Annotated in this window: 24 protein-coding genes; 5 read left to right on the forward strand and 19 right to left on the reverse strand. The window is 42.7% G+C overall.

Annotated features, from left to right (window positions below; genetic code table 11):
* Positions 1-111 precede the first annotated feature (111 nt).
* The 3 genes from eno to MSI_RS02575 all read left to right on the forward strand — a co-directional run bounded on the left by eno (position 112) and on the right by MSI_RS02575 (position 2624).
* A complete protein-coding gene (eno, locus tag MSI_RS02565; RefSeq protein ID WP_009103390.1) occupies positions 112-1419 on the forward strand; it encodes a phosphopyruvate hydratase in 1308 nt (435 codons plus the stop codon).
* Between the two features lie 204 nt (positions 1420-1623).
* Positions 1624-2196: a DUF3793 family protein gene (locus MSI_RS02570; RefSeq protein WP_009103391.1), complete on the forward strand. Its 573-nt coding sequence runs from the start codon at positions 1624-1626 to the stop codon at positions 2194-2196.
* 8 nt (positions 2197-2204) lie between these two features.
* Positions 2205-2624 carry a flavodoxin gene (locus MSI_RS02575; protein WP_009103392.1) on the forward strand — a complete coding sequence of 140 codons (420 nt, stop codon included), beginning with the start codon at positions 2205-2207 and terminating at the stop codon, positions 2622-2624.
* Between the two features lie 70 nt (positions 2625-2694).
* On the opposite strand, the gene MSI_RS02580 is transcribed toward MSI_RS02575, so the two are convergent.
* The 9 genes from MSI_RS02580 to MSI_RS02620 all read right to left on the reverse strand — a co-directional run bounded on the left by MSI_RS02580 (position 2695) and on the right by MSI_RS02620 (position 14914).
* A complete protein-coding gene (locus MSI_RS02580; RefSeq protein ID WP_009103393.1) occupies positions 2695-5046 on the reverse strand; it encodes an RND family transporter in 2352 nt (783 codons plus the stop codon).
* Between the two features lie 12 nt (positions 5047-5058).
* A complete protein-coding gene (locus MSI_RS02585) occupies positions 5059-6891 on the reverse strand; it encodes an ABC transporter ATP-binding protein (protein WP_009103394.1) in 1833 nt (610 codons plus the stop codon).
* An 86-nt stretch (positions 6892-6977) separates the two neighbouring features.
* The gene (locus tag MSI_RS02590) at positions 6978-8744 is read right to left on the reverse strand and encodes an ABC transporter ATP-binding protein (protein ID WP_009103395.1); all 1767 of its coding nucleotides are present in this window, start codon (positions 8742-8744) and stop codon (positions 6978-6980) included.
* A 41-nt stretch (positions 8745-8785) separates the two neighbouring features.
* A complete protein-coding gene (locus MSI_RS02595; protein WP_009103397.1) occupies positions 8786-9589 on the reverse strand; it encodes a class I SAM-dependent methyltransferase in 804 nt (267 codons plus the stop codon).
* Between the two features lie 88 nt (positions 9590-9677).
* Positions 9678-9977: an HMA2 domain-containing protein gene (locus MSI_RS02600; RefSeq protein WP_009103399.1), complete on the reverse strand. Its 300-nt coding sequence runs from the start codon at positions 9975-9977 to the stop codon at positions 9678-9680.
* Complete coding sequence (locus MSI_RS02605) at positions 9974-12022, reverse strand: heavy metal translocating P-type ATPase (protein WP_237706481.1); 2049 nt, start codon at positions 12020-12022, stop codon at positions 9974-9976. The genes MSI_RS02600 and MSI_RS02605 overlap by 4 nt, the downstream gene beginning before the upstream one ends.
* Positions 12023-12080: 58 nt before the next feature.
* A complete protein-coding gene (locus tag MSI_RS02610; protein WP_009103403.1) occupies positions 12081-12314 on the reverse strand; it encodes a DUF6110 family protein in 234 nt (77 codons plus the stop codon).
* 121 nt (positions 12315-12435) lie between these two features.
* Positions 12436-14379, reverse strand: a complete 1944-nt coding sequence (locus MSI_RS14255) for a dihydroorotate dehydrogenase (RefSeq protein ID WP_009103406.1) — start codon at positions 14377-14379, stop codon at positions 12436-12438.
* Between the two features lie 184 nt (positions 14380-14563).
* Positions 14564-14914, reverse strand: coding sequence for a bifunctional adenosylcobinamide kinase/adenosylcobinamide-phosphate guanylyltransferase (locus MSI_RS02620; protein WP_009103408.1), 351 nt, complete (start codon positions 14912-14914; stop codon positions 14564-14566).
* A 45-nt stretch (positions 14915-14959) separates the two neighbouring features.
* Between MSI_RS02620 and MSI_RS02625 the strand changes: the two genes are divergently transcribed.
* Positions 14960-16144 carry a sugar MFS transporter gene (locus MSI_RS02625; protein ID WP_009103410.1) on the forward strand — a complete coding sequence of 395 codons (1185 nt, stop codon included), beginning with the start codon at positions 14960-14962 and terminating at the stop codon, positions 16142-16144.
* Here the strand turns inward: MSI_RS02625 and MSI_RS14980 are convergent.
* The gene (locus tag MSI_RS14980; protein WP_009103412.1) at positions 16119-16367 is read right to left on the reverse strand and encodes a hypothetical protein; all 249 of its coding nucleotides are present in this window, start codon (positions 16365-16367) and stop codon (positions 16119-16121) included. The two genes, MSI_RS02625 and MSI_RS14980, sit on opposite strands and share 26 nt — an antisense overlap.
* Before the next feature lie 113 nt (positions 16368-16480).
* Entirely contained in the window at positions 16481-16678 is a 198-nt protein-coding gene (locus MSI_RS14985; protein WP_009103414.1) for a hypothetical protein, read from the reverse strand.
* 209 nt (positions 16679-16887) lie between these two features.
* Here MSI_RS14985 and MSI_RS13770 point away from each other — a divergent pair, with 209 nt between their 5' ends.
* Positions 16888-17490 (forward strand): isochorismatase family protein, encoded by a 603-nt coding sequence (locus MSI_RS13770; RefSeq protein WP_009103416.1) that lies wholly within the window; start codon positions 16888-16890, stop codon positions 17488-17490.
* A gap of 4 nt (positions 17491-17494) precedes the next feature.
* Here MSI_RS13770 and MSI_RS14260 read toward each other — a convergent pair whose 3' ends face one another.
* Genes MSI_RS14260 through MSI_RS13780 form a run of 8 tightly spaced genes read right to left on the reverse strand, consistent with a single transcriptional unit; the run spans position 17495 to position 24728 of the window.
* Positions 17495-17629 carry an HAD hydrolase family protein gene (locus MSI_RS14260; RefSeq protein ID WP_202799322.1) on the reverse strand — a complete coding sequence of 45 codons (135 nt, stop codon included), beginning with the start codon at positions 17627-17629 and terminating at the stop codon, positions 17495-17497.
* 2 nt (positions 17630-17631) lie between these two features.
* On the reverse strand, positions 17632-18447 hold the full coding sequence (locus tag MSI_RS02640) for an adenosylcobinamide-GDP ribazoletransferase (protein WP_009103422.1): 816 nt from the start codon (positions 18445-18447) through the stop codon (positions 17632-17634).
* Complete coding sequence (locus tag MSI_RS02645) at positions 18444-19016, reverse strand: bifunctional adenosylcobinamide kinase/adenosylcobinamide-phosphate guanylyltransferase (protein WP_009103423.1); 573 nt, start codon at positions 19014-19016, stop codon at positions 18444-18446. Before MSI_RS02645 ends, MSI_RS02640 begins: the two co-directional genes overlap by 4 nt.
* Positions 19013-20047 (reverse strand): nicotinate-nucleotide--dimethylbenzimidazole phosphoribosyltransferase, encoded by a 1035-nt coding sequence (gene cobT, locus MSI_RS02650; RefSeq protein ID WP_009103426.1) that lies wholly within the window; start codon positions 20045-20047, stop codon positions 19013-19015. The genes MSI_RS02645 and cobT overlap by 4 nt, the downstream gene beginning before the upstream one ends.
* Positions 20034-21566: a cobyric acid synthase gene (locus MSI_RS02655; protein WP_237706479.1), complete on the reverse strand. Its 1533-nt coding sequence runs from the start codon at positions 21564-21566 to the stop codon at positions 20034-20036. The genes cobT and MSI_RS02655 overlap by 14 nt, the downstream gene beginning before the upstream one ends.
* 7 nt (positions 21567-21573) lie before the next feature.
* A complete protein-coding gene (locus tag MSI_RS02660) occupies positions 21574-22338 on the reverse strand; it encodes an ABC transporter ATP-binding protein (protein WP_192807732.1) in 765 nt (254 codons plus the stop codon).
* Positions 22331-23542, reverse strand: coding sequence for an Adenylate cyclase, family 3 (locus tag MSI_RS13775; protein WP_009103431.1), 1212 nt, complete (start codon positions 23540-23542; stop codon positions 22331-22333). The genes MSI_RS02660 and MSI_RS13775 overlap by 8 nt, the downstream gene beginning before the upstream one ends.
* A complete protein-coding gene (locus MSI_RS13780; RefSeq protein WP_009103433.1) occupies positions 23535-24728 on the reverse strand; it encodes an adenylate/guanylate cyclase domain-containing protein in 1194 nt (397 codons plus the stop codon). Before MSI_RS13780 ends, MSI_RS13775 begins: the two co-directional genes overlap by 8 nt.
* Between the last annotated feature and the right edge of the window lie 20 nt (positions 24729-24748).

Consider the following 24748-nt stretch of genomic DNA (forward strand, 5'->3'; position numbering starts at 1 on the left):
CTATATCCCACTCTTTATTCAAACCGAAGCCGGCTCATTGACTCTTTTGTTAGATTGCACTAACATAATATAAGTTAGTTAATACTAACATATCATAAAAAGAGGTAGAAAATGCTGAATAAAGTTGCAATTGAAAACGTAATTGGCCGCGAAATTATTGATTCACGCGGAAATCCTACTGTAGAAGTAGATGTAATTCTTGAAAATGGTGTTATGGGACGCGCTGCTGTTCCTTCGGGAGCATCGACTGGCGAAAACGAAGCGCTTGAGCTTCGTGACGGCGATAAAAAACGCTACGGCGGAAAGGGTGTTCTTAAAGCTGTAGAAAATGTAAACAAAATCATTGCGCCGGCACTTAAAGGCGACAATGTATTTGACCAGCGTGCAGTTGATATGAAAATGCTGGCGCTTGATGGAACTCCTACAAAATCAAAGCTTGGTGCAAATGCAATTCTTGGTGTTTCCCTTGCTACTGCTCAGGCAGCCGCAAAAGCACTCAACATTCCTCTCTACCGCTACATCGGTGGGGCAAACGCTCACGTGCTTCCAGTTCCTATGATGAACATTATCAACGGTGGTGCACATTCAGACGCACCAATTGCCTTCCAGGAATTTATGATTCGCCCGGTTGGTGCAAAATCAGAAAAAGAAGCAATCCGTATGGGAGCAGAAGTTTTCCACGCACTTGCAAAATTGCTTAAGGCTCGCGGACTTTCAACAGCCGTAGGTGATGAAGGCGGATTTGCTCCAAAGTTTGACGGAATCAATGACGCTCTGGATTCTATTGTTCAGGCAATTAAAGATGCAGGCTACAAACCTGGTGATGACGTAAAAATCGCTATGGACTGCGCTTCTTCTGAATTCAGCGTAGAACGTGACGGAAAGTTCTTCTACAACTACAAGCAGCTTTCTAACGGAACTCCAAAAGATCCTAACGGAAAGGAACTTTCTGATGACGAGCAGATTGCTTATCTTGAAGAACTGATTACAAAATATCCTATCGATTCAATTGAAGACGGCCTGGATGAAAACGACTGGGAAGGCTGGAAAAAACTTACAGCCCGAATCGGTGACCGCTGCCAGCTTGTTGGCGATGACCTTTTTGTAACAAACGTTAAGTTCCTTGAAAAAGGAATCAAAATGGGAGCTGGAAACTCAATCCTTATTAAGGTAAATCAGATTGGCTCTCTCACAGAAACTCTTGAAGCAATTGAGATGGCACACCGCCACGGCTACACAACAGTAACTTCTCACCGCTCTGGCGAAACAGAAGATACAACAATTGCCGACATTGCAGTTGCAACAAACTCTGGCCAGATTAAGACAGGTTCTATGAGCCGCACAGACCGTATGGCTAAGTACAACCAGCTTATCCGCATTGAAGAAGAATTAGGTGACGCTGCTGTTTATGGTGTGTAAGCCCGCCGGTCAGTGCGGGCGGTGTTCAATAGCAAAGCGTTAAAAAAAATTGCGATGCAGCAATTTTTTAGCTTTACTTACTTCGAAGCTGCGTTAGCGATGTGAAGGGCTTGGCCACCGAAGGGGGCTGGAGCGAAGCGAAACCCTAAACGTAGCGACCCGCGGAGCGAAGCGACGCGGGGAACGCCCAAAAAAGAGGACAACATGAGTTTTGACCAGATGATGATTCATTACAGCGCGCCGACTTTGTGCGGCATAAAACCGGGAAATCTTTTCTTTGTAAAAAGCTCAGAATTTTCTGAAACCCAGCTTTTATTATGGAAGGAAAAATTTCGGGTTAACGGATTTTCAGTTACATCGGAAAAATCATCAGAAGACACTGTCTTTATACTGGTTTATAACCCTCTTCTGCTCAGAAATCTTCTTGGCGACGTATTTGTTTCTTCTTACCTTTTGGGCAAGGGATACAAAACACCGCTGAACACTTGTTCTGTAATCAAGGAACTTGTGAAGCGAATAATGACAAAGAATGATTTTCCGCATGAAGTGGGAATAATTCTGGGCTACCCTATTCAGGATGTAATTGAATTTGAAAGCAGACAGGGACGAGACTGCAAATACTGCGGTTACTGGAAGTCATATTCCGACGTAGAAAACGCCAAAAAATGCATGTGCAGTTATAAAAAATGCAGCTGCATGTGCAAGGAATGGTTTGACCGGGGATATACAATTCCTCAAATCATTTATGAATACAATAAGGCGGTGAAAGCCGCATAGGAGAAATTATGAAAGTAAGTGTAATTTATGCATCTACAACAGGAAACACTGAAGCTATGGCAAATGCAATCTGCGAGGCTGTAAAGGCAGCCGGAAATGAGGTTGTATTTGGCACTGCAGACAGCGCAGACCAGGCTGGCGTTACAGCAAGCGACGTAATTCTTTTAGGAAGCCCTGCAATGGGTGATGAAGTTCTTGAAGACACAATGGAAGAATTCTTTGCAGCAATTGAAGGTTCTTTGAGCGGCAAAAAAGTAGGACTTTTTGGTTCCTATGACTGGGGCGACGGTCAGTGGCTCCGCGACTGGGAAGACCGCGTAAAAAGCGTTGGTGCAGTAAGCGCCGCAGAACCTCTTATGGTTCACCTTACCCCAGAAGATGCAGATATTGCAAAATGCAAGGAATGGGCAGCTGCTGCTTTGAAATAAAAATCGGATTTTTAGAGAGTTTATTAAAAGGATTTTTACTGGTGAGTTTTAGCTCACCAGTTTTTTTATGCTATTTCTTATTTCCAAAAGGCTTTGTAATGTAAATCAGAACCGGAGTAATTGTGTAATCTGCAATCAGGGCGCTTCCAAGTCCTAAGATTGAAAGCCAGCCTATATTTACAAGAACATTCATAGTACTTGTAAGGAAGATTGCAAACATAGCGCAGAGGATTATTGTTGTCATAATCATTGTCTTACCGATTTCGCGGTAGGAATTTTCTATTGCGCTGCGGTAGTCTCCGGTAAGTTCAAAGTGATATTTGATATGGTTTGTAAAATGGATTGTATCGTCAACGGCAATACCAAGAATCATAGGCATAATCATGGCGGTAATCATATCAAGATTTACGCTTGCATAGCCCATAACCCCGCCAATCAGGATAATCGGTACCACATTCGGAATCATTGCAATAAAGCCCGTTCTTAAAGAAGTAAAAGCAAGAACCAGCAGAATCAGAATTATGATAAGAGAAGTTCCAATAGATTTGATTGAACCGCGGACAAGTTTTCCGTTCATCTGGGCATACTGAACAGCCTCTCCAACAACACCTGCATTCGGGGCATCAGGGAAGAGTTCTGCAATCCATTTTTTAACTTCGGCAAGATTTTTTACAATCTCTTCACCATCATAGCCGGCAAGTTCTACCTTTAAATATGCCGCCCTGAAGTCATCGCTTATGTAATCATACAAATCTGTTCCACCGGATATTTCGTAAAGGAACATAATCTGGCTTACAAGATCCTGGTCATCTGGAATAATGTAGGCAGCAGGGTCGTCTCCGTTCAAAGTACGGTTCATTTCCTTAATAATTTTTGTAACAGAAGAAACACGTGGCTTTCCGTTGGAAACTTTTGTCTGACTCAAAGTTCCGATTCTGTCTGCAAGAATATCCATTTTTTTAAGAACCTGGGGATTTTTTATTACATCTTCATCAGCGTATTCAATTAAAACCTCGTAATCGTACTGGCTTCCCAGCTGACTCCTTGTGATTTCAAGAAGGCGCTTAATGTAAGGAGTACGCTCCCCCATCATATCTGAGTAATTCATATTCACCTTGATTTTGAAAATACCAGGAATAACGGCCAGAACTATAAGACCTGAGGCAATCACAGTAATCCACTTTTTATTGAGGATAGTCTTTCCCATCGCTTCCACCTGAAGGTCAGATTTAGTAGCGCCTTCAGCTTCCACAAAGTCAGGGTCTGGAGCCTTATCTCTTCCAAAGGAGTAAAGAACCGGCAAAAGGATTATGATGTAGGCAAAGACTGCAAAAACCGTAGCAGCAGTAATTCCTCCTACCCAGCGCATAGGCTTGATTCCTGCAGAAAGGAAGGAAAGCATACCAGCCATTGTTGTAATAACTGTAAAAAACAGCGCCCAGCCGGAATCGCGCACACCCATGATAACTGATTCCTTGCGTTTTCCGCTTTTACGGAAGTACATCTTAAAGCTGTTGATGTAATGAACCGAATAACCAACAGCAAGGGCCATGGAAAGCAGCACTGTTACCATAATCATTGAGTTGTTACCCTTAATTCCCATCCAGCCGGAAAAACCAAGTGTGGTTGTAAGGGCACCGATTGTAGAAATGGCAGGAACCACAATTCCCCGCAGCGAGCGGATAAAGATTATAAGGCAGACAAGCATGACTAAAAATCCCAGCGAGATGCGAGTAACAAGCTGATTCATTGTTACGGCTTCTTCTTCAAACTCGGTGTAGCTCATGCCTGCCGGGCGGATTTCCCACTTATCTGATTTATACTTTGGGTCATTAAAAATCTTCATGGCAGGAGGTGCAATCTTTACCATTGCGTCTGTCATATTTTCTGAATAGTGTTCAAGATTTACGATAAGCCAGGTTTCGGTAGAGTCGGCACTGACAAGAGTATTTACAAGAGATTCGCGGCTTAGAATAAAGGCCTTTTTCCGTGCAAGTTCCTGCGGGTCTGAAGGAACGCCATCTTCAAAAGGGCTTTTGACTTCGATACTGTCTTCCTCGCCGATTGGAATTGAAAGTTCCATAAGGGAAGTAATACTTTTTGCATAAGGAACGCTTTTTAAAAGGTCGTCTCCAAGCTGGTCAATCATTTCAAGAACGTCTGACGCGAAAACATCATCCGCCTTGATATGAGCCAGAAGGCTGTCTGTAGAACCAAAAATATCTTCAAAATGATCCTGATTCTGTTTTGTGGTTTCCCAGTCGTCAAACCAGTCTTCTTCCCCGTTATCAAGCTTAAGCCGGGAAAGTCCCATGCTGCCTATGACAGAAACAAGAATAAGACCTATAAGGAAGAACCAGCGGCGCTTTACTTCAAAACGCCCGAATTTTTCAAACCATTCATTAATCTTTTTAACTTTCATAAATACCTCTTTTTACAGCTTCCATGAAACGGCAGCTTTTCGGCTTTCTATAAAGCGGGCATAGATACCGTTTTTCTTGACCAGCTGCCCGTGAGTACCGGATTCTGCAATCTTTCCCTTATCGATAACAAAAATCTGATTTGCATTGCGCACAGTTTTTAGGCGGTGGGCAATCATAATTACGGTTTTCTCTTTCGTAAGTTCGCTTACGGCTGCCATAAGATCGCGTTCGTTTTCCGGGTCAACGTTGGCCGTTGCTTCGTCCAGAATGATGATTGGAGCGTCTTTCATAATTGCACGGGCAATTGAAATGCGCTGGCGTTCGCCGCCGGAAAGATTTGCGCCCCCTTCCCAAATCACAGTGTTGTAACCGTCCGGCAGGGCAGAAATAAATTCGTGGCAGCAGGCTTTTTTCGCAGCTTCTATTACCTTTTCCATTGGAGCCTCTGGCTGGCCAAAGCGGATGTTGTTGGCAATTGTGTCGTGGAAGAGATAGACATTCTGGAAAACAAAGCTGAAATTTTTCATAAGGCTGTCCATGTCGTAATCGCGCACATTTTTTCCGGCAAGGGTAACAGAGCCGGAATCTACATCCCAGAAGCGGGAAAGCAGATGGCAGAGGGTTGTTTTTCCGCCGCCGCTGGGGCCGACAAAGGCAGTAGTGCTGCCCGCTGGAATTGTAAGCGATACGCCGTCGATGATTTTACGCTTGTCGTAAGCGAAGGTAATGTTTTGAGCACAGATGGTGTTTTCGACAGGCTCAACGGCAAGCCCAGCTTGCCGAGCCGTTTTATCGATAAAGCTAAACGACAGTCGCGACGGACTGTCGTTTTTAACGCTTTTTCGATTTTCGGCACCCTCAATATCCATAGTCGGCAAATCCAGAATTGCCTGGGCTTTTTTTACACCGATATCAATGATTCTTAAAAGTGCAGAATAGTTTCCGCCGGCTTCCAGGGCAGTAAAGAGCATAAAAGAACAGATAAGCATTACGGCGCAGTTTGCAAGCTCCATAGTGCCGCCAAGATAAAAGAAAATTGAAGCAAACATAATGGCAACGCCGGTAAGCTTTGCAACAAGGCTCTGAAGGGCGGAAATAGGAATACAGCGCATTTCCATTCCAATGCAGTTTTTTATGCAGCGGTCAATTTTAGCGTTCAGATCCTTGCGGCGGCTTCCTGTAAGATTATAGGCTTTTACTTCGGCAATGCCCTGAATGTATTCCAGAATCTTTTCTATCTGAGCTTCGTCGGCCTGGGTCTTCTGCGAGGAAATATTTTTTACGGCAAGACGCATAAAAACATTTACAAACTGAAAGAGCAGAAAACCTGCAAGGGCAACAAGGGCAATCCGCCAGTCAAAAAAGAAAATCATAAAGATAATCAACGCAGAATCCAGAAGTCCCTGGGTAACCAGCATTACGGCGCGGGTTGCAACGTCCCCTACCAGTTCCATAGTATTGGTCGTTACCGAAGTAATCTGGCCGAGGGAGTTTGCATTGAAGTAGCCCATAGGCAGATAGCGCAAATGTTCGGCAATTTCGATTCGCTTTTTTGCGCAGGTGCGGTAGCCGCCTTCGGTCTGCAGCATAGACATATTCTTTTTTGTGATTATTGCACAAATTGTACTTACCAGTATGATTCCGAATGAAAGCCAGATTGTTTTTTCTTCAAAATCCCTTCCCTGGCTCTGATTTAGAATTACACCCTGAATCATTACGGCTACGGCAGCAATTCTAAGCGCCATAAAAAAGGAATTAACCACTCCAAGCGCAATTGAAAGGTGGAACTTCCTGCGGTTTTCGGCATCGCAAAATTTAAAAAATCTTCGTAAAATTTCAAACATATTGTCTCCTGTTGGGGGAAGTCTCCCCCTACGCCCGCACTTCGTTGCGGGCTACCCTCTCTGCGGGGACACCCCGCAACGCCCCGTTAGACGCTGTCTTTGGCACTTATATGTGCCTCCCACATGTCTTTGTAAAGACCGCCTTTTTTAAGCAGCTCTTCGTGAGTTCCTTCGCTGTCAATCTGACCGTCCTTAATTACAACTATTTTGTCTGCATCAGAAACGGTAGAAAGGCGGTGGGCAATTACAATCAGAGTCTTACCTTTTACAAGGCGGGCAACACTCTGCTGGATGATTGCTTCGTTTTCCGGGTCGGTATAGGCGGTGGCTTCATCAAGAATCACAATAGGGGCATCCTTCATCATGGCACGGGCAATTGCAATACGCTGGCGTTCACCCCCGCTCAGATGAGTTCCGCTTCCGCCAACGATTGTGTCAAAACCATTTTCCAGGCTCATAATAAAATCGTAGCAGCCGGATTTTCTGGCAATTTCTTCGACCTCTTCGTCACTGGCATCGCGTTTTCCAAGGCGGATATTTTCACGAACGCTCATATCGAACAAAAAGTTTTCCTGGCTTACATAGGCAACGCGGCGGTTGTATTCTTCAAGCGAAAGTTTTTTGATGTTTACTCCGCCAATTTCCACAGAACCGGAATCTACATCCCAGAGGGAAGCAATCAGGCGGGCAACGGTAGACTTACCGCTTCCGCTCGGGCCAACAAAGGCTGTATAGCTGCCCTGAGGAAGAGAAAGATTAATACCGTGGAGGATTTCCTTTTTCTCCTCCCCTTCAATTTCTTTATGGTAACTAAAGCGAACATTCCTCAACGTGATTGAATTGTCTTTTGGACTTTCGGTGTCACTTTCCGGGCGGTCAAGCTCCTTCATATCCATAATGCCGCCTACCTCGCCAAAAATTACACCGGCTTTAGCAATGTCATCGTGGTAAGAATAAACCGTAAGAAGGGGCTGAATTATACTTATTGAAAGAATGATGATTGTTATGAAATCGACGGCGGTAAGAGTGCCCCTAAGGAAGAAAAGGCCGCCAATTGGCAGAATTGAAAGCAGAGTTGAAGGCGCAATTACAAAGGCAATGGTAAAAGGCCAGATGCAGTCGCGCATCCATTCAACATAGCAGTCAGAACCTTCCTTTGCGGCCTTTGTAAACTTTTCGTAGGAAGCCTTAGATTTTCCAAAAGCCTTGATAACTTCAATTCCGTTTATGTATTCAACGGCGGTATCATTCAGAACTTTTGTTTTTTCTATCGCGTAATTAAAACGCTCCTGCATGTTTATCATCATAAAGCAGGAAGAAATTAGTCCGATAGGAAGGGTTATCAGAGAAGCTAATCCCATCCGCCAGTCCAGCGTAAAAAGGTAAACAAACATCACAACAGGAAGCAGCAGGTTACTCGTCCATTCAGGAAGAATATGGGCAAGAGTTGTTTCCATGCTGTCAATTCTTTCTATTAAAATGTTTTTGAGAGTACCGGAAGGCATATCAAGTACGCTTCCAAGAGGAACTCTGGCAAGCTTGTCACAAAGACTTTTACGGATGTTTCCAAGCACATTAAAAGTTGCAATGTGACTGAGGCTTGTGGAAATCATATGAAAGATTACGTTTCCCGCCCAGAAGGCTGCAACAATTGCGCATTCCCTTATGTAAAGGTTCAAGTCGCGGATGCCCCCTAAAAGCTGGCGGACAATCTGAGCAATCATAACATAGGGCATAATCGCGCAGGCTACACAAAGAACTGCAAAGAATATGCTCAAAACATACATTGGCTTTTTCTGCCCTGCAAAGCGGAAAATCCAGCTTAACAGGCTTTTCTTTTTTTTATCAGACATTTTTCTCTCCTATGGAGGCGAGCCGGTCAGAGCTCGCGGTGTTAAAATTCAAAACTTGCCCAGCGGTCGTTCATTTTTGGAAGAAGTTTTGCAAAAAGCCAGCCGCCAAAAGAGTAGCGGCTCATTTCTTCATTAAAGCTGTGTTCTTCAACAAAGCGGAGGCCGTCACACAAAGCACAGAACTCTTCCCCGCTCCAGGTGCCGCTCTTAAATACGGCATTAGTTGCCTTTACGGTGTCGTGGAGTTTTTCATTTTTAACCATAAGAGGATTGTTGGTTTCCGCATAAAGAGTTGCCTGTGGGAAATGTTTTTTAAGGATTTTAAGGCATTTTCCGACTTCTTCAAGGGTAAGGTACATAAAAAGACCTTCTGCAAGAAAAAGAACTCTTGCATTCTTTTTCTGGATTTCTGCCACAACCTGGGGACACCAGGAATCTTCAAGTACGCTGCCAGGAATCATTTTTACCCTGTCGTGTTCTTCATATACTTTTTTTCTAAGTTCTATTGAATCAGGAAGGTCTAAGTCAAACCAGGAAATGCGGCCGTTATCTACCTGGGAAAACCTATTGTCAAAACCAGCTCCCATATTTACGATTACGCAGTCCGGATGCTTTTCTATGAAAGCCTTAACCATGCGGTCAAGCATAATTGAGCGGGCAATAACGCCTTCGTGCGACATAAACTTATCAAAAGGCTTTGTATCAAGCTTCAAATGCTCAATAATTTTTACCGCCATATGATCCTGAAAACGTGATTTTTTTCGCTGAGTTTCGCTTGCTTTAATTGCAACCGGAATTAAGGCTGTAGTTTCAACATCGCCAAGTTCTAATGTCAGTTCTTTCATATATTTACCCTCTATTGTTAGTTTTACCTAACTTTTATTTTATTAAATTAGTCATTCCCGGAATTTCAGAAATGACTATATCTCGTCCCTAAATCAGTTTATCCAGCTTTTCAAGCAGCTCAAGAATTTTGCCGCGGTTTGTCCCGTCAAAGCCTTCTGCCTCTTTTGCAAGTTCCATAAAAAAATCCTTCAAAGAAAGTAATTTTTCCATAGGAACCTTGTCAGCTTCGTATTCAATCAGGACACTGCCAGTCAGCAAATTATTATCGATATTTTTAAGCGCAGGAAATTTTCTTAAAATCCCGATTGCCCTTTCTACCAGATCTTCTTCCCTAAAAACAGGAGCGCGGAGCCTTATTCTTCCCGGAAAAAAACTTGTTACCATCATTTCTTGGCCTCTTCAATCATTAGTGGCTGCATTGCTTTTACGCTGATTCCAACCGTTGCAGAATTATGCAAAACTGCCGCAAGCTGAGGAGAAATAAGACCGAACATTCCAAGCAAAAGAAGAAGAGAATTAAGCTCAACAATCAAAAGATTATTATCAGTGATTTTTGAAATAAGTTTCTGGCCGATTTGTCTTGTTACAACAACATTTTCAAGGCCGCCTTCCGTAAGCACAATGTCCGCTGTATCACTTGCAATAGAAGAACTGCCTTCAATCGCAATACCAACGTCAGCAGCACCAAGAGCAGGTGCATCATTAATGCCGTCTCCCAGCATAATAACCTTGCCGCCAGTCTTTTCCTTTTCAATTAAAGAAACCTTGTCTTCCGGTAAAGCCTGGGAATAATAAAAATCTATTCCGGCAGCAGAGGCAATCTTTTTTGCAGCCCCTTCTGTGTCTCCCGTAATCATCACGCAGCGCTGAATGCCTGTTTTACGAAGAGCCTTAATTACATCAGCCGCTTCCTGGCGGACAGGATCACCTATTGCAAGAACGCCGCAAAGCCTGTCATCATAAGAAAGATAAAGAAGCGACATTCCGCTATCCAGAGATTCCTTTTGAATATCAGAAACCTGGGAAGGGCACGGAATAGCCTCATCATCAAAGATAAAATGAGCGCTTCCTATGCGGACTTTTTTACCATCGAGTGTAGAAGCAATTCCGTGTGCAACAATATATTCAACCTTAGTATGATTTTCGGGATGTAAAAGACCCTTTGCGTCTGCCGCAGCAACAACTGCCCTTCCAAGAGGATGAGGAAAATGCTCTTCAAGGCAGGCCGCAGTCTGCAAAACAAAATCCTCATCAAAACCCTTCATAGGATAAATTTTTTCAAGAGTAGGATTTGCAAAAGTCAGTGTTCCTGTCTTATCAAAAATAATAGTTTCTGCGGTTGCCGCTTCTTCAAGATATTTTCCGCCCTTTACAGAAATGCCAAGACCGGCCGCCTGCTGCATGGCAGATAAAACCGCAATCGGCGCTGCAAGCTTCATGGCACAGGAATAATCGACCATCAGAGTCGACATTGTTTTTACGACATTTCTCGTAAAAAGCCAGGTAAGACCCGCAAGGGCAAAATTAAAAGGCACGATTTTTTCTGCAAGAAGTTCAGAGCGTTTCTGAACATTAGCCTTAAGGTTCTGGGAATTATCAATCATGCGGATAATATTCTGAACCTTTGTATCCTGACCTGTAGAACGGACACGGATATAAAGCTCCCCTTCACTTAAAATCGTTCCCGCAAAGACCCCGGAGCCTTCTTTCTTTTCTACAGGAAGAGATTCCCCTGTTATGCTTGCCTGATTTACCATTCCCTCACCGCTTTCAACAGCACCATCGCAAGGAATCATGCTGCCTTCACGAACAACAACAAGGTCTCCTTTTTTAAGAGCGTCGACAGGAATTGTTTTTTCCTCATTTCCTTCAATAACGTGAACTTTTTCATCAGAAGCAAGAAGTGAATGAGCAAGATTTCCATAAGAAGTTCGTTTCGTAACCTCTTCAATATCTTCACCCATCTGCAAAAGCATGGCAATCTGACTTGCTGTATTTGTATTTCCGGTAAGAGCCGCAACCGTAAGGGCTGTAGCGTCCAGAAGCTGAGTGCTGAAGATTTTTCCTCCACCAACCATGGCTTCAAGAGCCTCGCAGATACGCGGAATTATATTTTTATATAGAAGAATTTTTCTCAAAGGAAGTGGGAGACATTTTTTGAAAAAATAATCAATCATCGTGGAAATAAAAATTCCCATAATGCTTTCAGTTTCCGGAATCTGAGCCACAGCTTCCAGAAGCTTTTTGTCTTCCAGATATTTTGCTCCAAGAGCCTTAAAAAGATTTTCAATTTGATTCTGGCTTATGACAGAAGGATTAAAGTAAACAAGATATGAACCGATTTTTGTGTTTATAGAAATATCGGTTATGCCTTCCTGAACTGCAATTAAACTTTGTGCAAGAATTGCCTGCCGGGAAGTCACCTCCCCCATATTATAATGGATTCGGATTCTTCCCGGCAGAGCGTGATGGATAGAGACAGTCACTTTTTTATGCCTTTGCTTCGGCTTTTTTCTGATTGTTGTATTTTGCTTCTGCAACAATATCCTGAGCATCTTCTTTTACAGATTCTGCAAAAGCTGCAGCTTCATCTTTAAGCTGCAAGCCCTTTCCTACAACTGCTGCACAAGCCTTTTTGAAAGCAGGTGTTTTTACCAGTGTAACTGCTGCAGCTCCTGCAAGAACTCCAACACCAAAAGCAACCCATTTGTTAGCAAATGCCATTTTTTAAATCCTCCTAAATGCCAGTTTAGTTAGGCATGCCTAAGTTAGTTATATATAACAAGATATATATTTGAGAGGATTTAGTCAATTAGCTTTGACTAACTTTTTTATTGCCCTGCCCTTAATTTATACACACGTTACAGCCGCTCAGGTTAGAAACAACAGGCTTGTCGGCAAGAATCATGCTTTTTAGTTCAGCATATTTTGCACGCTCATCACCCGGGCCAAGCACTGTAGGATGTTTCACCTGTGCAATTCCCCGCATTTCTTCAAGATTGTGATAGCCGTGACTCTTCATAAAGGTGCGCAATCCGTTCACAACATCAATTGCAACATTCGGGTTGGTAAACTTAGCCTGCCCTATTTCAACCGCGCTTGCCCCTGCCATGATAAATTCAACCGCATCCTGCCAGGTCGAAATACCACCGATTCCAACAACCGGAATACGCTGTTCCGGCGGAAGTTTATTGATTTCTTCTACAACGTCGTAAACAATGCGGAGAGCAAGAGGCTTAAGACCAGGACCAGAGTAGCCCGCATGAACGTTATTAAAGAAAGGCTTTCCTTTTTCAATATCGATTGCAACACCGTGAACCATGTTTATCATGCTGAGGGCGTCGGCACCAGCCTTAATACAGGCAAGAGCAATCGGACGGTTATCAGGCGCGTTTGGCGAAAGCTTTACCATGAGGGGCTTTTTGGTTACGGCGCGGACAGAGCTTACACAGTAGTAGGCTGTATCAGGACTAAGTCCCCATGCAAGACCAGCGGCCTTTACGTTAGGACAGCTGATATTAAGCTCAATCATGTCGCAGTCAGTTTTATCAAGAAGTTTTGCGCCTTCTACATAAGATTCAATGTCACTTCCGGCAAGGTTTGCAATTACAACAGGTCCAAGCCCAATCATGCCAGGGAGCAGTTCTTTTATAAATGTCGGAATTCCAGGGTTCTGCAATCCGATTGAGTTCATGTTACCGCCTGCAACTTCAAGAGAACGTTCTCCGTGATTTCCTTCGCGTGGCTCAAAGGTACATCCCTTAGAGGCAATGCCTCCCCACGCGGCCACGTCGCTTACCCCGCGGAAGTTCTGTCCAAATGCAAAGGTACCGGCACTGGCTATAGTCGGGTTCTTAAAATGCACTCCCGCAATGTTTACGCTCAAATCAGGCTCCTGGTCTTTTTCCAGAGGAAGACGGCGGCGGAAAGGCTTTTCAAATATGATTTTAGAAGCGTCAAAAACAGGTCCGTCCTTACAGCAGCGTTTAAGGCCTTCAGTAGTTTCAAGCGTACAGCCAAGGCAGGCACCAAGACCGCAGAGCATTCTGTGTTCCATGCTGATATAGCATTTAATTCCAAGTTCTTCTGCCAGGGCTTTTACATAAACAAGTGCGGGAGTCGGGCCGCAGGCAAGAATAAGCTCGTATCCGGCTTCTTTTACCGCTTCTTTAGAAAGGGCACAAGGCAGCATCCCCTGAATTCCGCAGGAACCGTCATCAGTTGTGATTGCAAGTTTATTCGCCTTTACGTGCTCAAGGCCGTAAGAGCCAGATTTGAAGGCAGCATAAAAATCATAAGAGCCGTCTGGCAGGCTGTGGGCAAGATTTGCAACCGGAGCAACTCCGATTCCGCCACCCACAATACAGATTTTTGCCTTACCCGGATTTTTTCGGACAATCTCCTGACACTCTTCAACCGGCCATGGGGTTCCCAGAGGGCCAATTACAGAAATATCATCCCAGAGAGTCATGTGGCAGAGCTCCCCTGTTCCCCGGCCCTTTTCCAGCATCAAAAACTGAACTGTAACCTTCTTTTTACCCTCGTTATTAATCCATTCTTCTGCGTGGTAAACGCTTATCGGGCGGTTATAGTTTACGGCAGATTTTGCAGAGCGGATAAGATAAAACTGTCCGGATTTAGGCGAAAGCTGAGTCGGTCGTTCAAGTTCAATTGTTGTCTGCAAAAGATAAACATTAGGCTGCCCTTCAACCTTTTCAAGGCGTTCAACCTTAGTATTTCCAAAAAACAACAAACCCTTTCCATTCTCATCAATTTCCGCTAAGTCCATTTTTTGCACCTCTTTAATATGATATAACTAAACAATAACACAATCGTGAAAACAGTAATGTTGTAATAACAACAAATTGCAGTAGATGTTAGCAAATACTAACATCCGTATCATACTAAAGATAATAAAAATAAAAGTCAATGAAAAGGAAAAAATAGCTTTTGTCTGATTATATGAGTGGGGGCTATTCTTTAATCACCTGAGGCAGTCCCATCACAATTCGGGTTACTTTTTCTGCCTCTTCTGCAAGATTACACAAAATTCGCCCGGTTACTTCGCGCCATTCCCGCTCCAGAGCATCCACAGGAACAATTCCACAGCCAATTTCATCACTGATTATTATGATTTTTTTTCCGCATTCTTCTGCTGCAGTCATGCGAGTCCTAATCTCCTGCCAAATCTTATCTGAATTCATTCCGGCTTCAAGGCAGCCTTTAATCATAAGATGAAGGTCGTTAATAATTTCCGCATCCGGCTCAAGAGACTTAGCGTATTCTACTTTATTCTGCGCGTAACCACCGATGATAAGTTCCATAAATTAATTATATCAAAATTAAGTTTTCTATGATATTCTAAACCTATGCAGACTCCAAACTACAAGAAAACCCTTATCGCATGCTATCTTGGCTTTATTACTCAGGCAATTGCGGCTAATTTTGCACCGCTGCTCTTTTTGACTTTCCACCATACTTACTCTATTCCACTCGGAAAAATTGCTCTTATTCCGGCAGTTTTCTTTATGACTCAGCTGGTTGTGGATATCATCTGTGCCCAGGTTGTTGATAAAATCGGATATAGAAAATGCGTAGTTGCGTCTGAAGTCTGTTCTGCTGCTGGACTTGTACTGCTGGCATTTTTACCAGAAGCCCTTCCCGATCCTTTTATAGGAATTGTCCTCAGTGTTGTAGTTTACGCGATTGGAAGCGGATTAATAGAAGTACTTGTCAGCCCTATTGTAGAAGCCTGTCCTTTTGAACACAAAGAAGCAACAATGAGTCTTTTACATTCCTTCTACTGCTGGGGCTCGGTTGGCGTAATTGTACTTTCAACACTGTTTTTTAAGTTTTTTGGCATACAAAACTGGAAGCTTCTTGCCTGTCTTTGGGGCATTGTGCCACTTTATAACATCTTTAATTTTGCTACCTGCCCTATTGAACACCCGACCGGCGGAGAAAAAGGCATGGGTATTGCCGCTTTGTTCCGGCTTCCGCTTTTTTACCTTGCCGTAATCCTTATGATTTGCGCCGGCGCTTCAGAGCTCTCAATGGCACAGTGGGCATCAGCCTTTGCAGAAAGCGCCCTGGGACTTTCTAAAACTGCGGGCGACCTTGCAGGACCTTGTCTTTTTGCCGTTACCATGGGAACCTGCCGTGCTATTTTTGGAAAATTTGGTGACCGCCTGGACCTCAAAAAATTTATGATTGGTTCCGGCATACTTTGCATTATAAGTTATCTGATGGCATCACTTTCGCCACTCCCGATTCTGGGACTTTTGGGCTGTATAATCTGCGGATTTTCGGTTGGAATTATGTGGCCGGGAACAATCAGCATCTGTTCGCCAAGAATCCCGCGGGGCGGTACTGCCTTTTTTGCAATGCTCGCAATGGCCGGCGACCTTGGGGGATCTGCGGGTCCTGCCATTGTAGGAAACATCAGCCAGCTTGCCGGCGACAACCTCCAGCGCGGACTTCTTGCCGGAGGTATTTTCCCGGTAATTATGATTATTGCACTGATCCTGCTTACTTCAAGGCCGAACCACAGCTAAAAGCTGCGGCACATGGCTCGCCATTAACAACATGGTAAGTATGTGCTACAGGGTTGTAAGAAATTGGCTTGAGCTTTGAAATATCAATTTTGCCATCTGTAAGAACTGAGTCATCTGCAGTGATATTTACAATCTCACCAAAGAGATGGCTTGTCTTTTCATCATAAGATTTAAGGCGGCATTCAAGAGTTACAGGGAACTCTGCAAAAACAGGGGCATTCACATTTTTTGATTTCTCAAAATGAAGGCCTGATTTTTCAATTTTGTTGTCTACTTTGTTAGCAGATTCAATTCCAACATAGTCAGCCGGAATTACGCTTGCAAGAGTTGCAGGGCTTACTGTAAATTCCTTTGTTTTAAAAGGTTTTTTACAGTTTTATGAGAGCCGTCAAGGCACAGAAAAACCTCTTTTGTATCACCAATGCCACCCCAGGCTGCATTCATAGCATCAGGTTTGCCATTTTCATCATAAGTACCGACAATCAAAACCGGCATAGGGAATAAAATTTCTTTTGCACCAATATCTGTTCTCATAAGTTTACCTCACACCGCAGATAATATATGAGCCATAAAATCATGTCAATTCAATTTATTTTAAAAATTCTTGACGCAAAGATTCATCTTCAATAAAATAAAGCAACTTTTTCGAATCAGATTGCCAATTCGGTTACTGTGTCTGGTACCGCACTAAACATGGATTATCATGAAAGGTTCGTTGTGAAAATCACATATTGGAGTCTTTTATGAAAAAATTTATGTTGGGCATGTTGTGTGCCTTTGCCTTCTCTGGTGTTGCATCTGCAGAAAAGAAAATCCTTGCTTTTGTAGACATCCAGAATGATTTTATTGATGGTTCTCTTGCCGTTGGTTATGAAAACTGGGCAAAAGCCTGTTCAGAAATCGAAAATCTTAAAAATTCAACCACATTCGACACATATGTTTTTACCCGCGATAATCATCCGGTAAATCACTGCTCTTTTAAAAAACAGAATGGAATCTGGCCTGCGCACTGTGTTCAGAATACTGCAGGTTCTGAGATTTTCTGGAAATTCCAGGCTGACTACAATCAGAAAAAATCCGTAAAAATTATGAAAGGTGAAAACGTAAATGTTGAAGAATACGGCGTTGACCTGCTTTCATACAAAAAAGCACCAAAAGATGAAGCCTGTGACATTTACGTTGTAGGACTTTGCTATGATTACTGTGTTTCAGAATGTGCAAAACTTACTGCAAAAGCACATCCAAAAGCCCGCGTTCACATTGTAAAGAACGCTACTGTAGCTATTGATCCTTCTGCAGTAATTGATTTTTCTGAATATCCTAACCTTGATGTAATTACAGAGTAATTACTTAATTTGTAAATACTTCAGGTAAATGCCTGTAAAGAGATTCGGCAATTCCGTCGCTGTTATTATCCAGAGTGATTTCATCAGCAACCGCCCTAACCTCGTCACAGGCATTTCCCATTGCAAGGCCGGTTCCCACATCTATCTTTGATAAAAGAGAACTATCATTGCAGCAAGCTCTGATATGCATACAAAAAAACCTGCAAGGTCGCCTGTAATTCCGCCAAAGTTTTTTTTGCTCATGACATAGTAATATAGAAAAGAAAGTAAAATTGCAGACAGCGTAATAAGAGCTGAAATACCGGAAAAATAAACCATAGCGGCAGCAGCAATAATAAGCTGAAGCAAGAGGCTGACAATTACAAAAAGAGGCTTTTTAGTTGTACTTTCCGCAGCTAACATCCCGTCAGGCTTTGCTTTTGGAAAAACCAGAACACTAAAACCGCTAAGACAGCGTGAAATAAAAAAAGAGAAGCAGATGCAAGCCACTGCTTTTGATGACTCCAGGTTTATTAAAGTCAAAAAAGCCAGCGCAAGCATCAAATAAACTGCAAAAGTAATAATGGCAAAAGCCCCCACATGAGGATCTTTTAATATTTCCAGTTTTTCCTTCCTGTCACCATAGGAATGCAGGGCATCCATTGTGTCCAGATATCCATCCAGATGAAAGCCGCCTGTTATAAGAATTGGAATAACAATTGCAATCAGAGAATAAAAGATATGATTTGAGGCAAAAATACCTTCTGCCACTGTGGCTTTATCCAGCAGCTCAAAATAAAGCTTATACCAGCCCCATTCTGCAGCACCGATTACCGCTCCCACCCATGGAAAGAAACAGAGGTGATACTTCATATCGTCAGAAGCCCAGTTAAATCGCGGCACAGGAATTTTTGAATAAATTGAAAAAGCAACTGTAAGCGATTTAAAAAACTGAAAGACTGCACTAAATAATTTCATTTTAACTCCAGGGGAATTCCAACTACCACTTCATATACTTTATCAGAGATTGCGGCAAGTTCACAGTTGATTTTTCCAAGAGCCCGTATATATTTCTGAGTTGCTTCATCATATTTCAGGCCGTCATCAAACACATTGTTTGTAACAATTACAAGGTTTTGGAAAACAGAAGAAAGCTTTTTAATATCCAAAAGAATTTTACGGCAGACCTCATTTTCTGATTTTTGAATACCATCTTCACAACTCCGGCAGGAAAACATTTCGTTTGCACATAGGTTAGACATACATTCCAAAAGTGCAGAAGTCTTTCTGCCGGGAAGACCGCATTCTTTCTGCAGCTCATGCTTATCTTCAATTTCTCCCACATCAAGGGGCTGCTCAATAGTAATAAAACCTTTGCCAGCCCGAAGAGTCTTATGCCGTGCTATTTTTTTCTGTGCGTCAGCGTCATCTTTCCGGGCCATCATGGTAGCAATATAATATTTCTTACAGTCCGGAAATTCTGCCAGCAGCTTTTCTGCGAATGCTGACTTACCGCTTCCGCTTGCTCCGTAAACAAGATAAATCACTTTAACTTCCTTTCGTATTGAGCCACGCCGGAAGCTTCAAACTTCAAGGCCTTATTGTAAACTTCAAGTGTCGTGCGTAAAAGACCGGCCATCATAACAGCACCACTGCCTTCACCCAGAGCCATGCTTGCATCAATTACCGGATCAAAATCCTTTCCAAGTTCCCCGCAGATTTTTGTAGTAAGAGGTTCCCGGCTTTTGTGAGACGGAATTAAATAGTTCCGGCAGCCACTGTCTAATTTTTCAGACAAAAGAGCAGCTGTCAGGCTGATTGCTCCGTCCAAAATCACCGGGAGTCCATATTTTTTAGCGCCAAGACAAAGACCTGCCATAGCTGCAAGGTCAAAACCACCCACAAATTCCAGAATTTCCCGTGCAGACCTGTCTACTAAATCATACTTTTTTATTGCAGTATCAACTACTTGTCTTTTTCTGGCAAGCCCCTGATCAGAAAGCCCGGCCCCGCGCCCGCAAACTTCATCTGCCCCCAGTCGCAAAAGTCCGGCCGCGACTGCAGCACTGGTTGTAGTATTTCCTATCCCCATCTCACCAATACAGACTGCATCATATTTTTTACTGCATTCCCCTGCAAGCTCAATTCCTGTCTGAATTGCCCGCTCACATTCATCAGGGGACATGGCAGCTTCCTTAATAAAATTACGTGTTCCTGCACGAATCTTTTTATTTATTACATTTGGAATTTCATCCTTACAGGCAATTCCAACATCAACCGTAATAAGATCAACACCAAGCAAAGAAGCCATAACACCAGCCGCACTTTTTCCGGCAGCAATATTTCCGGCACAAATTGCCGTAACCTCCTGGCCAGACTGACTCACACCTTCTTCAACAATTCCGTTATCAGAGCACAAAACTATAAGAGCAAGACTATCAAGACACGGGGAAAGGTTCCCCTGTATTGCGCCAATTTTCGCCGTCAGTTCTTCAAAACGCCCCATGCTGTCCAGAGGTTTTGCAATAAGATCCCAGTTATGTTTTATCTGATTGTAGACCTTGTTATACTTGTCCATGACGCGCCTCCTTCTTTTCCGGAAGCCCAATAATCTTGTAAATTGACTTCATATCAAGAGATTTTCTAAGAGTATCAGCCAGTAAGTCATACTGACTTTCCTTAAAGGCCTTAAAATCCACAGTGCGACTACCGTTCTCCACTCCAAACTTAATACCTTTTCTTTCCGCAAGCGCCCTTACAAAACTTAAGGCAATATCTCCCTGGTCAAAAAAACCGTGAATATAAGTACCAAGCACATTAGAACTACCAGTCTCCACCGGGCCTTCAAAAACTTTTCCGCTTTCAAGCAGGGTTTTTCCCGCATGAATTTCGTAGCCGGACACACTTTTTCCCTTCAAAAAACCGAAAAATCCGCCTGCATCTTCAATTTCCAGACTTACCTGACGCGTAATTTTTTCACTTTCAAGGTCAGTGGTCACTTTCAAAAGACCAAGTCCCTGTTCACGACTACCTTTATCCACTTCCACACCGGCAGGGTCACTAACCCATTGGCCAAGCATCTGAAAGCCGCCGCAGATTCCCATTACAACTCCGCCGCGCCCTGCAAAGTCTGTCACTGCATCAGCAATTCCGCTCTCCTTAAGCCAGCGTAAGTCGCCAATCGTATTCTTACTGCCAGGGATAATAATCATATCAGGAGAAAGCGCTCTAAGTTCCGGCGCCTTATCAATATAAGAAAACAATAGCCCCTGACCTGCAAACTGATCAAATACCGAAAAATCACTGAAGTTGGAAATATGAGGCAGACGAATTACGCAGATTTTCACACCTGCGCCTGCAGAAGGCTGTTTCTCCCTTAAAGACTCACCAAACCTCTCCGTCAAACTATCTTCATCATCCAGGCTTAATTTCATATAAGGCACTACGCCAGTCACCGGCACCCTGCCCCTGGCCTCAAGTTCCCGTAAGCCGGGTTCCAGAAGCGACAGGTCACCGCGGAACTTATTAATCACAAGTCCCTTAACTCGCTCCCTTTCACTTTCTGCCAGCAAATCAAGAGTTCCCAAAAGCTGGGCAAAAACACCGCCCCGGTCAATATCACCCACAAGAAGCACCGGCGCATCCACCATCTGGGCAAGCCCCATATTTACAATATCATTATCTCTCAGATTGATTTCTGCAGGGCTTCCCGCCCCTTCAATCACTATTACGTCATTATCTGAACTCAGCTGTTCAAAGGCTTCCATTACAGCCGGTACCAGCTGTTTTTTATATTCAAAATAGTCACGGGCATCCATATTTGCCACGACCCTGCCATTTACAATAACCTGAGATTTTCTGTCACTTGTAGGTTTAAGCAGAATAGGGTTCATCAGCACACTTGCTTCCACACCCGCAGCTTCTGCCTGCATAACCTGTGCACGGCCCATTTCAAAACCATCTGCCGTAACAAAAGAATTAAGCGCCATATTCTGCGATTTAAAAGGCGCCACCTTCCAGCCGTCCTGCTTAAAAATCCTGCACAGCCCCGCCGCCAGAAGACTCTTCCCCGCGCTGGACATAGTACCCTGAATCATTATTACTTTACAATTTGAGCATTCCCGTTTCATTGTCAAATTCATCATCTTTAATCCCGTAAAGTGTCTGTATGAAATTCCCGCAAAAAATCTCTTCCGGCTTTCCTGTACGGACAATACTTCCCTCTCCAACACAGACAACAGTATCTGCCACAGCCTTTACCAGTTCCAGTTCATGCAGACTCATAATAACAGCCTTATTTTCTTCCTTTGCAAGCTTTTTTATAACACGAATCAAATCAATCTTATAGCGCATATCAAGAAAGGAAGTCGGCTCATCAAGAACAATAATTTCCGTATCCTGAGCAATAGCCCTAGCCAGCATAATCCTCTGCTTCTGCCCGTCGCTGACTTTTCCAAATTGTTTTTCAGAAAGTCCTTCCGCGCCAACAATCTTCAGGGCCCGATCTACCGCCTTTTTATCTTCCTGGCTCAAAAGTCCCAGCCGCCCCATATAAGGGTAACGGGCACTCTCCACCACCTCGCGGCAACTCATAAACTCCGGCCTGATTTTCTCAGTCATCACCATAGAAAGATGCCTTGCCGCTTCAAGTTCTGAAAGCCTTTCCGCATCCTTCCCCAGTACAAAAATCTTTCCCCCCAGCGCCTCAAGCTCCCGGGTAAGAGTCTTTAATATAGTAGATTTTCCGCTTCCATTAGGCCCAATCAGACAGAGAATCTCCCCCGCCTTCACTTCAAGGCTAACTCCGCCAACAACAACTTCCCTGCCATAGCCCGCAGAAAGTTCAGAAGCAGTCAATAAATTATTCACAGTCATAAGTTTCCATTAAGCCTTTACCTTTAACTTCAATCGGCGTCCGTTTTACAAAATCATATTTACTTCCAACAAGCTCATAAGTTTCAGGAGAAACCTTAATTTTCATGGAAGAACAGAGGGTTTTCATTCTAAAGGCAATGTTTACCGTATCGCCAAAAACATCATAAATATATTTTTTTATACCCACAATTCCCGCAATTACACTACCGGAACTGACTCCCAGCTTTACTTCAAATTTTACTTCAGAAGACTCATTTCGTTTTTTTACGGTCGCCAGGAACTCTTCTGCGCAGTCCATAATATGCTCTGCATGAAGAGAATTTTCCAGCGGAAGTCCGCAGACAGTCATGTAAATTTCACCAAAAGTCTTTATTCTAAGGCAGCAATTCTTTTCAACAATTTCGTCAAAAAGGTCATAAATGCAGTTCAATTCATTAACAAGAACTTCAGGTTCAAAAACAGAAGAAAGGTCTTTAAAATTCAAAAACTCGCAAAAGAGTACCGTTACGTTTTCATAAATCTCTGGTTCCGCCTTACCGCTTTTTTGCAGCTGTTCTACAATATTCTGCGGCAGCACGTTCAAAAGAAGTCCTTCCGATTTTTTTCTTTCGGCTTCAATCTGGCTTTCGGTATAATATTTTCTTAGGATAATTCCCCTTTTCCAGAAGGCAAGGTAAACCGCAATAATATTTACCAGCATCAGGTTAGCAAGGGTAATTCCTTTAACTTCATCTCTTCCGTGAATCACATTCAGCAAAATCAAGGCAAAAAGCAGCACTTCAGAAAAGAGCAGGCAACTGACATAAACAAGGGGATTCAAATTCAAAAGGATTTCAATCACAAGCGCAAAACCCAGAAAAAAGACTAAAGATTCTATCAGAGATTTGTTTGCAACAAAGAAAATATAAATTGCATAAAAGCTGATTAGAGCAAAAGCCCCCGGAGTATATTTTCCCGAATTAGTACAGCAGAGAATAAGCCCTATAATTCCTGCAAAATAATAATAGCTGTAGTAAAAAAGAGTCATTTTAGTCAGACCTGAAGGGGTAAAATTTGTGTAAACAAGCCCGAAAATACCAAATACTATAGAAAAAATATAAATTTTTTCCAGAATATTTCTGTTTTTTTCGTGAAGGTCATCTGAAATTGTCTTTCCGGCGCGGAACTTTTTTAAAAATTGATAAAGCTTTTTAAACATAAACTTCTCCAAGTTCCACAGGATCAAAAGCTTCTTTTTCTTTTAAAAGCTGGTATGTTTTTTCAGAAATTCTGATATGCATAGGCTGACAGGAATTCTGAAGCTTAACAGCAGTATCAACCGTTTCACCGAGAATATCATAAAGGTATTTTTTCTTCCCGATAATTCCGGCAATTGCACTTCCAGACGCAATTCCCACTCTTATATTCCATTTTATCTGAGACTTTTTGTTTCTTTCATCAAGGCAGGCAATAAAATCTTTGGCGCAGTTCATAATGTTTTCCGCATGCTCAGGATCTTCTTCAGGTAATCCACAGACCGCCATATAGGCATCGCCGATAGTCTTAATTCTTATGCACTTGTGAAGCTCACAGATTCTGTCGTATTCAGAAAAAATTTCATTCAGTTCAAGAATAAGTACATAAGGAGGAAGGTCTGTTGCAGTCTTTGTAAAATCAACAATATCCGCAACCAGAAGTGAAATGTTTTCATAATTTTTTGGAGGAGATTTTCCATCAACCTTCAACTGCTGTATAACAGAATCAGGAAGAATATTGTGCAAAAGCTCATCAGCCTTTTTTCTTTCCTTTTCCAGCCTTGCATCCCGTAAAAGCGATTCAATTATATATTTACGCTTCCAGAAGGAAAGAAAAATAATTACCAGCATAAAAAGGAATACATTTTTTATAAAGGAAGTAGAATCCGGATACTGCATCTGAATATGAGCGCAGGCCTTAAAAACTTCAATAAAACAGATATACAAAATCAGTTGAATTGTAAACATTACGGGGTTCATATTAAGAACCATAATAAAGGCAAAAAAAAAGCCAATAAAAATTACCACAGAGCTCGAAAAAGGCGCCTTCAGAAGATTAACCGTAATTACATACTCCGATAAAATCAAAACCAGAAGAATAAAAAAAGATGAAGGAAGCCTTGTTTTTAAAAGAAGAAGGCCCAGAACCCCAACCAGAAGAAAATAGGAATAATAGGTATATGGATTAGCCCGCAACTGAAATTTAAAAAAAAGATTTAAAAAGAATGATAAAGAAAGAAAGAAGCCTCCAAAAAACACAGACACCATAAAAATAATTTTTACAATATTCCGGTTCTTACGCGATTCTGCTTCATAAAAATCGCCAGGAATCATGACGAATTTTTCATAAAACTTTTTCAAACTTTCCATATTAAAATCATTATAACATA

This window comes from Treponema sp. JC4, from assembly GCF_000260795.1.
Lineage (GTDB): Bacteria > Spirochaetota > Spirochaetia > Treponematales > Treponemataceae > Treponema_D.